13 protein-coding genes are annotated in these 14,536 nt (G+C 52.2%); 7 read left to right on the top strand and 6 right to left on the bottom strand.

Annotation, left to right across the window (positions count from 1 at the left end; all coding sequences use genetic code 11):
* Positions 1–2 precede the first annotated feature (2 nt).
* Together AC2FLB_RS08790 and AC2FLB_RS08785 are read left to right on the top strand one after the other, a co-directional pair.
* Complete coding sequence (locus AC2FLB_RS08790) at positions 3–1,649, top strand: amidohydrolase (protein WP_496709078.1); 1,647 nt, start codon at positions 3–5, stop codon at positions 1,647–1,649.
* Positions 1,646–3,160: a M81 family metallopeptidase gene (locus AC2FLB_RS08785; RefSeq protein WP_496709077.1), complete on the top strand. Its 1,515-nt coding sequence runs from the start codon at positions 1,646–1,648 to the stop codon at positions 3,158–3,160. The genes AC2FLB_RS08790 and AC2FLB_RS08785 overlap by 4 nt, the downstream gene beginning before the upstream one ends.
* A gap of 151 nt (positions 3,161–3,311) precedes the next feature.
* Here the strand turns inward: AC2FLB_RS08785 and AC2FLB_RS08780 are convergent, their stop codons facing one another.
* The 3 genes from AC2FLB_RS08780 to rpoN all read right to left on the bottom strand — a co-directional run bounded on the left by AC2FLB_RS08780 (position 3,312) and on the right by rpoN (position 6,461).
* Positions 3,312–4,199 (bottom strand): MBL fold metallo-hydrolase, encoded by an 888-nt coding sequence (locus AC2FLB_RS08780; protein WP_496709076.1) that lies wholly within the window; start codon positions 4,197–4,199, stop codon positions 3,312–3,314.
* Between the two features lie 314 nt (positions 4,200–4,513).
* Positions 4,514–4,987 (bottom strand): GNAT family N-acetyltransferase, encoded by a 474-nt coding sequence (locus AC2FLB_RS08775; protein WP_496709138.1) that lies wholly within the window; start codon positions 4,985–4,987, stop codon positions 4,514–4,516.
* Positions 4,988–5,102: 115 nt separating this feature from the next.
* Entirely contained in the window at positions 5,103–6,461 is a 1,359-nt protein-coding gene (gene rpoN / locus AC2FLB_RS08770) for an RNA polymerase factor sigma-54 (protein WP_496709075.1), read from the bottom strand.
* A gap of 125 nt (positions 6,462–6,586) precedes the next feature.
* Here rpoN and AC2FLB_RS08765 point away from each other — a divergent pair, with 125 nt between their 5' ends.
* The gene (locus tag AC2FLB_RS08765; protein WP_496705258.1) at positions 6,587–7,555 is read left to right on the top strand and encodes a hypothetical protein; all 969 of its coding nucleotides are present in this window, start codon (positions 6,587–6,589) and stop codon (positions 7,553–7,555) included.
* A gap of 2 nt (positions 7,556–7,557) precedes the next feature.
* Here the strand turns inward: AC2FLB_RS08765 and AC2FLB_RS08760 are convergent, their stop codons facing one another.
* From AC2FLB_RS08760 to AC2FLB_RS08750, 3 genes are read right to left on the bottom strand one after another with little or no spacing between them, the layout of a single operon-like run.
* Positions 7,558–7,737, bottom strand: coding sequence for a hypothetical protein (locus AC2FLB_RS08760; RefSeq protein WP_496697173.1), 180 nt, complete (start codon positions 7,735–7,737; stop codon positions 7,558–7,560).
* Between the two features lie 32 nt (positions 7,738–7,769).
* Positions 7,770–8,900 carry a WD40 repeat domain-containing protein gene (locus tag AC2FLB_RS08755; RefSeq protein WP_496709074.1) on the bottom strand — a complete coding sequence of 377 codons (1,131 nt, stop codon included), beginning with the start codon at positions 8,898–8,900 and terminating at the stop codon, positions 7,770–7,772.
* Positions 8,900–9,181: a hypothetical protein gene (locus AC2FLB_RS08750; RefSeq protein WP_496703025.1), complete on the bottom strand. Its 282-nt coding sequence runs from the start codon at positions 9,179–9,181 to the stop codon at positions 8,900–8,902. The genes AC2FLB_RS08755 and AC2FLB_RS08750 overlap by 1 nt, the downstream gene beginning before the upstream one ends.
* A gap of 54 nt (positions 9,182–9,235) precedes the next feature.
* Between AC2FLB_RS08750 and AC2FLB_RS08745 the strand changes: the two genes are divergently transcribed.
* From AC2FLB_RS08745 to AC2FLB_RS08730, 4 genes are all read left to right on the top strand, one after another.
* Positions 9,236–9,511: a hypothetical protein gene (locus AC2FLB_RS08745; protein WP_496705256.1), complete on the top strand. Its 276-nt coding sequence runs from the start codon at positions 9,236–9,238 to the stop codon at positions 9,509–9,511.
* A 1,080-nt stretch (positions 9,512–10,591) separates the two neighbouring features.
* Positions 10,592–12,256, top strand: a complete 1,665-nt coding sequence (locus AC2FLB_RS08740) for an aromatic/alkene/methane monooxygenase hydroxylase/oxygenase subunit alpha (RefSeq protein WP_496697165.1) — start codon at positions 10,592–10,594, stop codon at positions 12,254–12,256.
* An 89-nt stretch (positions 12,257–12,345) separates the two neighbouring features.
* Positions 12,346–13,404 carry an NADH:ubiquinone reductase (Na(+)-transporting) subunit F gene (locus AC2FLB_RS08735; protein WP_496703029.1) on the top strand — a complete coding sequence of 353 codons (1,059 nt, stop codon included), beginning with the start codon at positions 12,346–12,348 and terminating at the stop codon, positions 13,402–13,404.
* A gap of 51 nt (positions 13,405–13,455) precedes the next feature.
* Entirely contained in the window at positions 13,456–14,520 is a 1,065-nt protein-coding gene (locus tag AC2FLB_RS08730; protein WP_496697161.1) for an aromatic/alkene monooxygenase hydroxylase subunit beta, read from the top strand.
* Positions 14,521–14,536: the final 16 nt, after the last annotated feature.

The following is a 14,536-nucleotide window of genomic DNA, read 5'->3' as shown; positions in this document are numbered from 1 at the left end:
CAATGCCAAGCACACTATATTTTAACGGCACAATCCTGACTATGGATGCACAGAACTCCTCTCCAGAGGCTGTTCTGACCGAGGGCAAAAGAATTCAGGCCGTCGGTGCTGAAGCAGATCTGCGCGCACGCATGCCGGCTGACTCACATGAGTATAACCTACAAGGTCGTACACTGATGCCGGCGTTTATCGACCCGCACGGGCATTTCCCGGATCCAGGGTTCATACGGCTGTTCCGTGTCGACTTATCGTCGCCCCCTTTAGGGGACTGCAAGCACATGGCGCAGGCGTTGAACAGGATTCGGGAAAAGGCTGGCGAGACGCCCGAGGGTGAGTGGGTCATGGGCGTGTTGTTTGATAATACTGCCATTCGCGAAGGCCGCATGCCTACGCGGGCTGAGCTGGACGATGTATCACAGCGTCATCCAATCTGGGTTATTCATGCGTCGGGGCACTGTGGCGTGGCCAATTCTGTTGCCCTTCAGAGGCGCGGGTTAACCTGTCAAACACCTGATCCAGAAGGCGGCCGCTTTGGCCGTGATCCTGAAACCGGAGCCCTGACGGGATTGATCGAAGGATTATCGGCCATGGGCGAGATGGGCGATACTGATTTCCTGATCGACCGCGAAAGGTTCTGGCTAGGCTTTGAGGCCTGTCGTGACGAATACCTATCCTATGGTGTGACCTATGCCCAAAACGCCTGGGCGTCGCAAACCATGTTGGAACACTTTGCCAGCCAGCCCGCGGATCTGGATCCGGGAATAGACATTGAGCTCTTACCCGTCGGAAGTCTGGAACCCGAATTGTCCGAGCATTGGATCGGTACGAACTGGCCCGGCAACCCGCATTTCACACTGGGTCCGCGCAAATTGTTCACGGACGGGGCTTTTCAGTTGCAGACCGCGTTTTTGTCTACCCCGTATTTCAAGCCGTCCGATCCCTGCCACCCTTGTGGGATGGTTTACACCTCACAAGAACAGTTAGATGCCGACGTCAGAAAACTCCATGGCAAGGGCTTCCAAATGCATTGCCACTGCAATGGTGATGCCGGTGCCGAGATGTTCATAGATGCGGTGGAAAAGGCGCTTATTGCGCATCCTCGCCAAGATCATCGCCACACCATTATCCACGGTCAGGCTCTGCGGGATGATCAGTTGGAGCGTATGGCCCAGCTTGGACTTACCGTCAGTTTCTTTCCGGCTCATATACATTTTTGGGGTGATCGCCACTACGATACATTCTTGGGGCCGCAGCGCTCCGAGCGGATATCCCCTGCGGCGTCTGCTGAGCGGTTTGGCTTGCGATATACAATCCACAATGATGCCTCGGTCACTCCGACGCGTCCGATCCATCTGGCCCACTGTGCGGTAAATCGAAAATCCGTTTCTGGTCGCGTGCTCGGTGAAGATCAGAAGATCAGCGTTCTGTCAGCCTTACGCGCTCAGACCATCGACGCTGCTTGGCAAGTCTTCAAGGACGAGCAGCGCGGTTCTGTCGAACCGGGTAAAGTTGCTGACTTTGTTGTCCTTTCGCGTAATCCACTGCACGATCCGGACCGCCTGACAGATACGCGGGTGCTTGAAACGATCCGCAATGGCCAAAGTGTTTTTTCTGCACCCCATGCCGAACAAGAAATCGAGCACACATGATGGCGACCAAGCGTATTGCGATCGCGGGTTTTCAGCATGAAACTAATTGCTTTGGTGTGACGCAGGCCGGTCTGCACGAGTTTGAGATGGCCGATTCCTGGCCCAGCATGTTGCACGGTGCGCAGGTGATATCGGAAACGTTTGGCATGAACCTACCTATCGCCGGTTTTGCGAAGGCTGCAGCGGCAGCAGGATTTGAAGTCGCACCAACCCTGTGGTGTTCTGCCGAGCCGTCTGCACATGTAACCGATCACGCATTCGAAACAATTTGCGAGATGTTGTTGGATCGCATCCGGGATGTGGGCGACATTGATGGCGTTTATCTCGATCTCCATGGGGCAATGGTCACCGAAAGCCTCGCTGACGGTGAGGGAGAGCTTCTGCGTCGTGTACGTGAAGTTGTGGGCTTCGAAGTGCCAGTGGTCGCAAGTTTGGACCTTCACGCCAACATCTCGGCTGAGATGGTCGACAATGCAGACTATTTGTCTGTTTTTAGAACCTATCCCCACTTGGATATGGCGGAAACGGGCGCACGATGCGTTCCAGTCCTGCAGCGGTTACTAGCGGGCGAAACGCTCTACAAGGCTTTCCAACCGGTGCCTTACCTCATCCCTCTGCATGCGCAACATACGGGCTCCAAGCCATTCAGCGAGATCTATCAGTTGCCCGAGAGATTTGAGAAGCAGGAAATTCTGGCAGAAATCGCCCTCGGTTTCACCGCTGCGGACTTCTCAGACACAGGCCCATCATGTCTTGCCTACGCGGCCACAGCCCAGAATGCTGCTGCTGCCGCGGAAGAAGTCGTGCATTTGTTTGTATCTCGCGAAGCCGATCTTGATTGTTCGATGTTGTCTCTGGAGGAAACCGTTTCGATATGTCGCGAGAGGCGGGGAAAACCCATTGTTGTCGCAGATGTCCAGGACAACGCTGGTGCGGGCGGGACATCAGATACTACAGGCTTGCTGGCAGCACTGATTGAGGGCGGGACAAAGAGTGTCTTAATGGGTCTGTTCCATGACCCTGAAAGTGCAAAACATGCCCATGAGGCCGGAGAAGGTGCACGGATAAAACTTGCAGTCGGTGCAAAGTCCAACTTGGCTGGGCACGTTCCAGTCAAAGCAGAGTTTGAAGTTCTGGCTTTGGGTGATGGCGTTTGTCGCTATACCGGAAAAATGTATGGCGGTGGGGTAGCTACGTTGGGCGAGACAGCTGCCCTACGTTTGGTTGGGCACGAGGCAAGTATTGACCTTGTTGTCACAAGTATACGGAACCAATGTCTTGATCGCGCGCATTTTACTCATATCGGATTAGACCCAACGAACTACGCGGTTATCTGTGTAAAAAGCACCGTACATTTCCGAGCGGACTTCGAACCTATTGCAGGAGATATCTGTTCCGTTTCTTCGCCAGGTGCCTTTCTCTGCAACCTGGAAGAAATCCCCTACACATGTATCACCAGAAGGCTAGCTAACACTCGCTGCGCTACCGTTGCCTCAACTGGAACAGGTTAGCAAATTCCGCTGATCTTGCGGTTCCATTATCATCTGTGAAGCGCGCCTATTGCGGGCTGTATGGGGTTTTGAGCGAGGCAGTTAACTGCCTCGCATTGTGCCCTTATTCTCGACGGCCAAATTCTAGGTGGTGATTTCGGCCAAGAGAGTTTCAGCTCTCTGCCAGCAGACAATAGATGATCATCGTCATCCGCTCGGTTGGAATGTGAAACCAGGCGAACTTCTCAAAGACGGATAACGGATTTTGCGCTAGGACTTCATCCATGGACATGCCCTGATCGACGAGGGGTTTCATCGTGTCCTTGATCGCAAGCATCAAATCGACCGAAGCCTGCATGTCGAACTTGTTACCCGCAGGACCGTGCCCTGCTATGATAACAGTATCGTCGTTGGCCAAATCGATGATCTGTCTTTGAGCTGATATAAACCCGTCGATGCTGCCGCCATTCTCAAGATCGACGAACGGATAGATCTTGTTAAAGAACAGATCAGCAGCATGAATGACATTAGCCTCGACAAAATGGACGATTGTGTCGCTGACGGTGTGCGCATTAGCAAAGTGCATCAGTTCAATTGTCTGCCCATTCAGGTGGAACGTCATCCTGTCATTGAAAGTGATGACCGGCAGTCCGGCCTTGTCGAACTGATCATCTTCCAACAGCGCGCGGCGTGTTTCGTCATGGGCTAGAATAGTTGCGCCCCTTGCCGCGTAATTCGCATTACAGCCGACGTGATCGCCATGAAGGTGCGTACTGATAAGAAAATCTATCGGTCCGCCAGCCAGCTTCTCGGTTGTGGATACAGTGACATCGGCGGCTTTTTGCAAACCATTGTCGATCAGGACAGAACCTTCATCACCAACCAAAAGCCCGAGCGTCCCGCCGGGGTTCCCACTGCCGACTTCCAACATAAAAATCCCGTTCCCGAGATCAATCGGATCCCACCCATCTTCGCCCGTGGGAGCACCGGCCTTATCCCATACGCCTCCGTCAGCATGTCCGTGTAAGAATGATCTGTCTGACGAGCCTGCTTTTGTCATTTCAGTTGTTTCCTTTTCAAATTCTATCCTGCTGTGATCGTAGGGGCGTGATCAATAGACCGCTCAGGAAGATACCTGAACGCCCCTTGGCGCTCCGCTTGTTTTAGGCGCGCTGCTGGTGATTAATGAGCACGCTATTTTCACAAGGTCACCACAGTGCACATATGTAAGGACGTCCTCAGCTATTGGTTTCCTCGGCAAGGCTTTTCCCTACCGAGCTTCCGGAGTATCTCAACGCTATCAAAGTAATCCGCAGAGGTTGAGTATCAATAGCTGGCAATGTAAATTAGCAAGCGAAATTTGTGCTGGGATTCCTAAATTTCAGGGAACCGTTTCAGTGTGTGTCGCCACATCGGAACAGAGTGTTCGTGAACAAACGAAAATCGTCTTAACGGCAGGTTATCTCGCTGGAACCCGATTTGCCCCAGTACTGCCGAAGCCGCGAAATTGTCTATCATGCAGCAAGCAGTAATCGTGTGACAATGAGATGGAAGCCTCTCGATAAAAGTCGAGATAGCCCAATTTCCTAAGCCGCGACGGTGAAGGCGAGGTTCCAGCCAGAATGATAATTCAAGGCCATTGCTGACGGTTCCGACCAGTCGGTCACCTAAACAGATTGCCGCAGATTCCACTTCTGGGTCCAGGAGGAACTCAAGGTACTTCCGGGACGTTTCCCAATCGACATTCAATGGCAATGCCCCCAGCCAGCGGACCAGGTCGTGGTTTTGAAGGGCCGCGTGCACGGCCCCAAGGTCATCGAGCGAGACAGGGCGTAAGCTACGCAACATAACCGGCTCTACGAACTCGTTTGGTGTTCGGTTCATGGTTGTTTCGTTTCAGGCGTCGCCTGTTTCTCAGTTGACTGAATAATAGCGGGTTTCACTGGGGGTTACCTTGGGACATTCAGGTTCCCAGGTTCTGTTTCTCGCCAAATCCCCGCTGACCTAAGGTTCTTCCCTTTCTTGCGGTTATCGACAGCATTTCTATTTCGGCGTTTTTTCGTCTGACGCTGGGTGCGCTAAGTCCAAGTGATTGCCGGTACTTGGTAATTGTTCGCCTAGACAGAGCGAAACCAGATTTATTCACATGAACTGCGATGTCTCCATCACTGAGAGGAGCGAATTTGTCTTCGGACGCAATTAAACGCCTGATTTGATGCAACGCCACATGTTTGGTCTCGGACAGGGCACCCTGGGCAATTGGTGCACAAAAAAGCGATTTGGCCAAAATATTACCCAATGGGCATTGAATCGTCAGACCTGACACGACCCGACTTATCGTCGCTTCGCTGAAGCCAGTGTCTTCGGCAACATCACTCATGCGCATTGGGCGCAACGAATAGAATCCGCGTGCAAGAAACCTGCGTTGACGCATACATATCGCTGTAATTACTGCCATCGCAGTTGCGTTTCTGACCTCCAATGCTGAACGCAATGACTTGGCTTGTCGTATCATTGAAACGTGGTGATTTTGCAGTGCGGCTTTGGCAGGCTCGCTCGAGTTCAGCGCCTGCGATAGTCGAACAGTCGGAAAGCTTGACGAATTCAACGCTATCAACAGGTCGGAACCAACGATCTCTACTGTGGCGTCACTTTCCCGTGCCAGTGTTTCATCAATTTCGAAGTTAGCCCCTGGTTTTGGATTCATTTTGCGTATGTCATCCAGACATCGTGCAATATCTGCCAGATCCACCCCGAGTTTTCGTGCCAAACCTGGCAGATCGCAATCCATCAGTGCGTCGAGATTGTCGATCAGTTTCGACATAGCTCCGCTTAGAATTCCGCGGTCACTCGCCTGTAGGCGCAGGCATTCCTTGAGGTCGCGGGCAAACAGTCCAGCCGGTTCGACTGTTTGCAGCTTTGACAGGACTTCGGCGCAGATTTTGGGGCAATAGCCATAGGCAGCTGCGACGTCATCCACCGAAGCCCCAAGCCATCCGCTGGGTTCGATCTCGGCCAGGAATGCCAAAGCAATGCTGATATCGCTTTTTTTGTCGAAAATCAGTGGCAGTTGTTCAGCAATATTTTGGTAAAGGCTGGTCTTGGTGTCGGCAACAGTGTCGGACATGTCAGTCATGGGTGCAACTAACCCGCCTGATTGCTCTCCAAGGTCCTCAGAACCAGCTTCGAGAAACGGGTTTTCTTCTGTGACTTGCGCCAAATGGTTCAGTAGTTCGAACTTATGCATCCGCATCAACTTGATCGCTTGCGCCATCGAGTGGTTCAAAAGCCCGGTCTGACGTTGCGAATGTCGGAAACTCATAACCATTGGATTACCCCTCAGACCTCAAATGCCAAAGATCGGTCGAAATTACGTATCGTTTGGCGCGGATGCTTTGCATTGATGGTTTGTCGCGTCAGAGATCGTTGATAGACTGACGCAACCCAATGAGAGACAAATTCGACATGCAATCTGACACGTCTCATGTTTTCCCAGGCTCTTTTGAACGCAGCTATCCCGGTGTTTCCCCTCAACTTCTTGCGCGGACCCGGCAAATGTGGTCGGCAAAAGGTCTCGACCTGGATGACGTTTGGCGAAAGACGATTGTCCGATTTCGCGGCTTTAGCTTTCTTGAAGATTGGGACATTGGTACCGACAGCCATGCAGTCGATACGTTCTTTATGTTTGATCAGGCTGCCATCTGGGTTGCGTCTCTGCACTCTGCATCGGTTGAGGCAGTCAATTTGCCGGACAGTGGGCTTACAACAGATCAGTGGGAGGCGCTTCGCGCATTGACGTTTCGAATGATCGAACAGTTGGATGCGATCCGGTTGCTTTTCCAACATGATTTGCCGACGCCGTCTATGCAGATTGCACGATCTATTTCTGAAGATGTGGATATGGCGCTGGCATTTGTATCCAGACCGAAGCTGGCCAAACGATTTGTCGAGTGCACGACCATCGAAGAAGCTCAAGACTTTTGGCGGCGTCATATTGCAGGCGGTCGCGCGTTCAAAGCAGTAAGCGAACGACTTTACCGCGCAGGCCTGGAATTTGATCAGGATGGGACGTATGCCGCTTGGCGCCAACAGGTTAAGGCCATCCTGGGCACTGCTGTTCATACCTCTTTCTCTGGTTCCGGAAAACGTGGATCCAAACCATACGCAGGCCAGTTCGACGAAACCGGGGATTGCCTCTATTTCGTCACTCTGCGCTTGCAAGAGATGTGTGCGTATTCTCATGTTCTAAACGGTGATTTCGGGCAGGATCTGGCTGCGGTTCGCAATGCTGAAGGGCCAGATGCACATGATGGCATCGGGCGCATGACGCCGCTGATTTCCGAAGTAACCGTTGATCAGATGAGGCGGATGCTTGCGGTTGACGCGGCTGGCGTGTTGGCAGTTCTGCACAGTTAGTTCTAGTGCACGATATCTTCTTGCGGGCCCAACTGGTTCTTAGCGATCCATTGCGCCGCCATTACCAAAGCGCCCATGGCAAAGTCTTTGCCATGTTCTTCGATCATCGCTTCTGAAATTTTCGATAGTTGAGCGAAGTATTTATCTTTACTTTGCTCTTCCGGGGACAAGGTCTTGGACATTTTCTATCTCCTGATGGCTTGGGTGGAGTGGTTTATTTGAACATCTGAGAAGGGAAGGTCGCCAGTGCAGCCTTTCCAGATGCAAAACCGATTGCCAGATGCTCTCCGGTCTTTGACCAGGCCAGGCTGGTCACTTCGGTTCCGCGTTCTTGATGCAACATCATGTCTTGTGGAGTTCCGACGCTGGCTAAAGTCACCAAACCACTGGCATATCCTGTTGCGACAACGTCCCGCTTGGGATGTGCGGCAATCGCGTTCAGTACGACAAAGCCGGGTTTGCCAGTAGCGATTGGTGTGCCTGCCTCGTCATTCTGCGGCAGGTCATTTGCGTCCCAGCCAACAAGACGGAACGCACCTGATGTCACGAGCGCATTGGCCGATTTGCTGAACGCGACATTGCGAACCGGTGCAGGGTATCCTTCGACCTGCTGGACCGATCCCGCACTGCGGTCGATAAGATAAAAGCTGTTGTCAGCTGAGGCACAACACAGATGGTTTGCTGTATGACGCCATTTGATTTCCGTAATCTCGCTTGCGATGTCATATGTGACAGGGGCCGTATCGGGGGTGCCCAGATCAAACAGGGTCAGTTTGCCATCACCCCAGCTAGCAAGAGCGCGGCCATCGTCGGAATATGACAGGCAAACAACAGGATGACTTGTTGTGAGTGTGACTACGGACGTCAATTCTGATGTTGAGATGACCTCAATCAGCGTGTCTGCAGCAATGGCGATTTGATCGCCATTCTTAGTGCCTGCGGCACCTGTTACGTTCCGATCTTGCAGCTTGAGCCTGTCAACAACCTGTCCCCCCGCCGTGATCTGCCGTAGAACCCCGTCGTCACAGGTTGCCGCGAAGCCCTGCGCTCCAAAACGAACGATGGATAGGTCAGTACGGACAGAGATGTCCGGGGTCTTAACCGGCGCTATCGGGTTTTCGCGCGGACGGATGGTTGTCCGACCGGTTTCCAAATCCATTCGGGTTCGAATTTTTGGACTTTCCAGATCTTCGACAGCAGCCAACGCCAATTTTCCAGATGTCAGTTTGAAGGCTGCACAACTGTCTTCTTTATTGAAGAGAACCTGATCTATTGCATCATCCAATGCCCAGTCTCGGCCCAGAAGGTCAAACAAAGAAAGCCCTGCGGCACTATTTTCGACCATTATCCGTCCTCCAGATTGCGGGCGTTTTCAATTTGTTCATCGATCTTCGCAACATCGCGTTCCAAAGCGTCGATATGTTCCTGTGAAGCGGTCAATTCGTTCGAAGATTTGTCAATTGCATCGAGCGTCTGCGCACAGTCCGGGTCTTTCATCAGTAAGATGTCGTAGCCGGCGATTTGTTGTAAAATGCGCAGGTGCTCTACATTGGCTTGCGACAGACCGTTGATTAGTTCCATGCGCTTGAGAAACAAATCCGAGACTGCTGAGGATTGACCGGCCATTCAAACCTCCTTTAGAAATTCGAGCTGTTGCTTGGAACAGATGAGAGATTTCTCGTGAAACAGAAAGACGCAACCGATCGGTTCTTTCAGGGCCTGCACAAAATCAGTCTGGATTTGTGCGGTAAGGACAGCTTGCTGACACATGCGGCTGAAAAGGCGGCTTTCGAGCCAAGCCCGATAAACCTCGTATCCGCGCAAGAGGCGCTGGCACAAACTTCGGATGATCTTCGTGAACAAATACTTCGGGAACTCCACGCGCTCTTGAGCAGCGATATCGAAGCGATTTGCGACCAGATGCCCTACGCTGTGAAAACCGAACGACCGAACTGACATTTGAGACACTGCCACGCGGCGACCTGGGGCGATTTTGATTGTGCCTCGGTCGCTCATTTGATCCCCCGAAAAGATACGATTAAACACTGTCCTTACTCGACTGTGCTGCCTCTAAACGCTTCGCCCGATTGCGGCTGACCTGACTGAAGACGTGCGATGTTTGCAGTGCTCAAATTATCATCAGTTGTCTGGTCTACAAAGAATGTTCAGCGCAAAATATGCCTCGAAAAAGCATCTTTTTTCACAACCTTGGCGCGATTAGTTAAACATGTTTACAGAGTGTAACGCGGATTAGTTTCATTGTTTTACAAAGGGAAAAATCAACGTCCTGCTGTCGTTGGGTATGCTTGTTTGACCAAGGTGGTGATTCGCGATCGGTTTTGCGCATTGGGTTACCAAGCGCTCGGGTAGTGGGCTTACGTATTTGCGCTCCTGTAGATGCACTCTGAAAGTGGCGCGTGGTCCGGAACAGGTTCAACGCAGCACAGAGTGTGTCGTCAATTCGAGCAAAGAAGCCTCTGAAGTCGGAATATAAGCGCAGAAAAAATACATGTTACCGTGCGTGCGGCCTAATCGTAACGCTAAGTGTAAACAGCGGTGTGAACGTAAAGTTTGTAAAGCAACGTGACAGTTTTAACAGGATTCTGGAACTGTCAAAACACGATCTCTTCACAGCATGTGTGAACGAAGTAGAATTTTTAGAAATAAAATAAACATATAAAACAATGATTTAGATAAACCACGCTACTTTTCCAAGCCAAATTATCACCCAAATCCAAAATCTGGCATGCCCCTTGCATGTAATTAGGCATAACGCCGCGTTCCCGTTCAAACGGGGACCATCAAGAACGAAGGACCAGGGAGGGTTCGGCCAAAGAAGTGAGTGCCCGCCGATGATTTCGGCAGGAACTGACGCGTAGCGCCGAACATACATTCCGAAACCTTTGCCGTGATCCGAACGACTGGATCAACTGACCGTGCCTTTTGGCTCTGTTCAGTGATCGGGTCGAAGAAACGGCAGCATGCGCTGTCTCCAACCGACCGAGAAATTGGTCAGCAACAAAGGAGTCTCATGGCATGGCGATTACGCTAAATAAAATTACCTCTCAGAGAGGAATCTCGGTAGGGGAGGCCACCAAGAAGATTTCGGACCTGGGTTGGAATCCAACCTATGTTCAGGAAGCGAATACTTTCCCCACAGACTATAAGATCACCAAAGCGCCGCGCGACCCGATGAAGCAGGTTCTGCGCTCTTACTTCCCGATGGAAGAAGAGAAAGACAACCGGGTATACGGTGCGCTCGACGCTGCGCTGCGTGGTGACATGTTCCGCAACGTTGAACCGCGCTGGATCGAATGGATGAAGCTGTTCCTGGCGATCATTCCGTTCCCGGAAATTTCGGCTGCGCGTTCGATGGCCATGGTGGCTCGTCTGGCGCCGGGTGAAGACCTGCGCACGGGTTTCACCATGCAGATGGTTGATGAATTCCGTCACTCCACAATTCAGATGAACCTGAAAAAGTGGTACATGGAAAACTACATCGATCCGGCTGGTTTCGACATCACCGAAGAAGCCTTTGGTAAGTGTTATGCCACCACCATTGGCCGTCAATTCGGCGAAGGGTTCATCACCGGCGACACAATGACCGCCGCATGCATGTATCTGACCGTTGTTGCTGAAACCGCGTTTACGAACACTCTCTTTGTGGCAATGCCTTCAGAGGCCGCCCGCAATGGCGATTATGCTTTGCCAACTGTGTTCCTGTCGGTTCAGTCTGACGAAAGCCGTCACATCGGTAACGGTCACTCGCTTCTGATGGCGGCCCTGAAAGAGCCAGAGAACCATCTGCTTTTGGAACGCGACCTGCGGTACTCCTTCTGGCAGAACCACGCCATCGTTGATGCGGCGATCGGTACGTTCATCGAATATGGCACCACCAACCGCGACAAGGAAAAGGAATCCTATGCGGAGATGTGGCATCGCTGGATCTTTGAAGACTACTACCGGACCTACATGCTGCCGCTCGAGAAATACGGCGTAAAAGTACATCATGACGATGTGCAGGAAGCCTGGAAGCGGATTACCGAGAAGAACTATGTGCACAAAGTTGCTCAGTTCTTCGCAGTCGGTTGGCCGGTGAACTTCTGGCGGATTGAAGCTCAGACCGAGAAAGATTTTGAGTGGTTTGAGCACAAGTATCCGGGTTGGTACGCCGAGTTTGGCGACTTCTGGAAATGGTATGCTAAGTTGAGCGTTCCGGGCCAGAAAGTCATCACCTTCAACGAAGAAGTTGGCTATGTTTATCCGCATCGCTGCTGGTCGTGCCTGGTGCCGTGCCTGATCCGCGAAGACATGGTTGTCGACGAAATCGACGGTCAGCTGCACACCTTTGCACATGAGCTTGATCGCTGGACCGCTGTTGAAGCGTTCGCAGACGAATACCAGGGTCGGCCAACGCCGGCGATGGGCAAGTTCTCGGGCAAACGTGAGTGGGAAACCGTTTACGACGGTTGGGATCTGGCGGATGCCATCAAAGACCTCAACTTCGTTCGTGAAGACGGTAAGACACTGGTGCCGCAGCCGCATCTGCGCTTTGACAACAAGGATATGTGGACGCTGGACGATGTTCGCGGTCATACCCTTGGCTCGCCGCTTAATGCACTGCGTGGCATGTCGGACGGTGAGCGTGAAGCACATCTGGCCGAGTACCGTGCTGGTTTCACCATCACACCCTTCAACTAAAGCAATCTTTTGCAAGGGCCTTGATTGGCCCTTGCATACAGGAAGGTCCGAATTCCGCGCGTGATTTCGGGACACAGGAGACTCGACTAATGGGTGAAATATACAGGGTTCGTTTTGAGCCGGTTGGCTTGGAAATAGAGGTTGAAGAGGATGAAACCATTCTCGATGCCGCTTTCCGCCAAGGCATAGCTCTGCCGCATGGATGCAAAGAAGGCCAGTGTTCGGCTTGCAAATGTGTCCAGTTGGATGGCGAAACCGAAATGCTCAAGTATTCAACCTTCGCACTCAATGACTTTGAGAAGGAAAGTGGACACGTTCTGATGTGCAGAACTGTGGCGTATAGCGACGTCGAAATTGAACTCCTGAACTATGACGAGGAGGTTTTATCGAAATCCATTCCGGTCAAAGAATTCAATGGCCGAATTGTCGATTTCCAAAAGCTGACCCATGACATTCGCGGTGTTGATATTGAAATTGATACACCGCTCAAATTTTGGGCGGGGCAATATGTCGACATCACGGTTACCACCGAAAAAGGGGAGAAGATTACACGCTCGTTCTCCATGGCAAATTCGCCGAGCGAAGCCCAGAAACTCTCCTTCATCATCAAAAAATACCCAGACGGGAGGTTCTCAAACGAGCTCGACGCAGGGGGGATCAAAAAAGGCGCCACCGTCGAAATCAGCGGACCGTACGGAATGTGTTTCCGACGGGAAGGCCGACAAGGACCGGTGATCCTGGTCGGGGCGGGTTCCGGCATGTCGCCGGTCTGGTCAATACTGCATGATCAACTCAGCAGTGGCGAAGATCGCGATATTTATTTCTTTTACGGGGCTCGCACGCAAGAGGATCTGTTCAAGCTGGACGAGATCGCAGAGATCACTGGCGCCAATGCGAATGTGAAATTCATCCCAGTGTTAAGCCACGCAGATGATGACGATAACTGGACGGGTGCTAGGGGCTTCGTTCACGAGATCGTGGACGAATATCTAAAGGAATTGGACGTCGATGGAGAAGGCGATGTTTACGCCTGCGGCCCCCCTCCGATGATCGATGCACTGACGCCGGCGCTGTTCATGAACGACTTCGATGGCGAGCGCGTTTTTTACGACAAATTCACACCGACTTCCGGTTCATCGACCCACTGATGCTGGGTTGATCGCTAGTCATGTGAATGAAACACAACAAGGGAGGCTACCATGGTAGCTACATCAAGTTCCGTTGGATCCGGTGCCGCAGGCGCTGCAACGTTCGTCGGATCGACCAGCCGCAAATACAACTATTTTGAGCCACGCGGCAAACGCGCCACGCACTACGAAGACGTAACTGTCGACGTGCAACCAGATCCCGAACGCTATCTGATCCAAAACTGGATCATCGAGTTCGAAGGCGGCAAAGGTGGCGGTGCCTATCAAAAGGACAATACAGCTGCGCTGAGTTCAAACTGGCACGCCTTCCGAGCCCCTGATCAGGAATGGGAGCGCACGCATTATCAGCGCCAGTCCAAAATCTGTTCAATGGTAAAATCGGTCGTCGACAATGCGCGCAAGGCTGGGGCCCACAAGTCGTTTGACAAGGCTTGGGAGCGTATCCTGCAAACTCATTTGGGTGCCTGGAAACATGCAGAGTTTGGTCTTGGCACATCTCTGATGCAAGCCCAGCGGTATGGCTATACTCAGATGATCAACAACGCCACGTTGACCAACTCGTCCTACAAAATGCGGTTGTGCCAGGACATCACGTTGTATCTGGCCGAGATCGGAATGGATATCGAAGGTTGGAACGATGAACTGGGCAAGAAAGCCTGGCTGGAAGATCCAATGTGGCAACCGTGCCGCGAGGCGATCGAAACCATCATGGGGTCGGAAGACTACCTTGAGCAGTATTTCGCGATCAATCTGATCTTTGAACCGCTGGTTGGCGAGCTTTTCCGGTCGGGTTTCCTGATGCAGGCCGCCGCTGCGAACAATGACTTCATCACGCCGCCAGTTATCTCGGCCGCCGAGGCCGATTATGAGCGCAACCTCGCGAACACAATCGACCTTATGTACCTGCTGGCAAACGATGAAGAGCATGGTGCGCATAACAAGGCATTGTTCCAAACTTGGATCAAGAAACATGCTGATCTGGCTGACAAAGCCGTACTGGCGTTGCAACCAGTCTGGTCACAGCCGCATTCCAAGCCCGTTGCTTTCGAAGATGTCAAAGCCGTCTCGCAAGAGCGTCTTGGCCAAATCCTGTCTGAACTTGGCCTGAGCCGCTAACCCAAAGGAGAATTTA

It is taken from the genome of Ruegeria sp. CDSA236, assembly GCF_059611285.1.
Note: the sequence above shows the minus strand (reverse complement) of the source record. Positions and strands in the feature narration are given on the sequence as shown.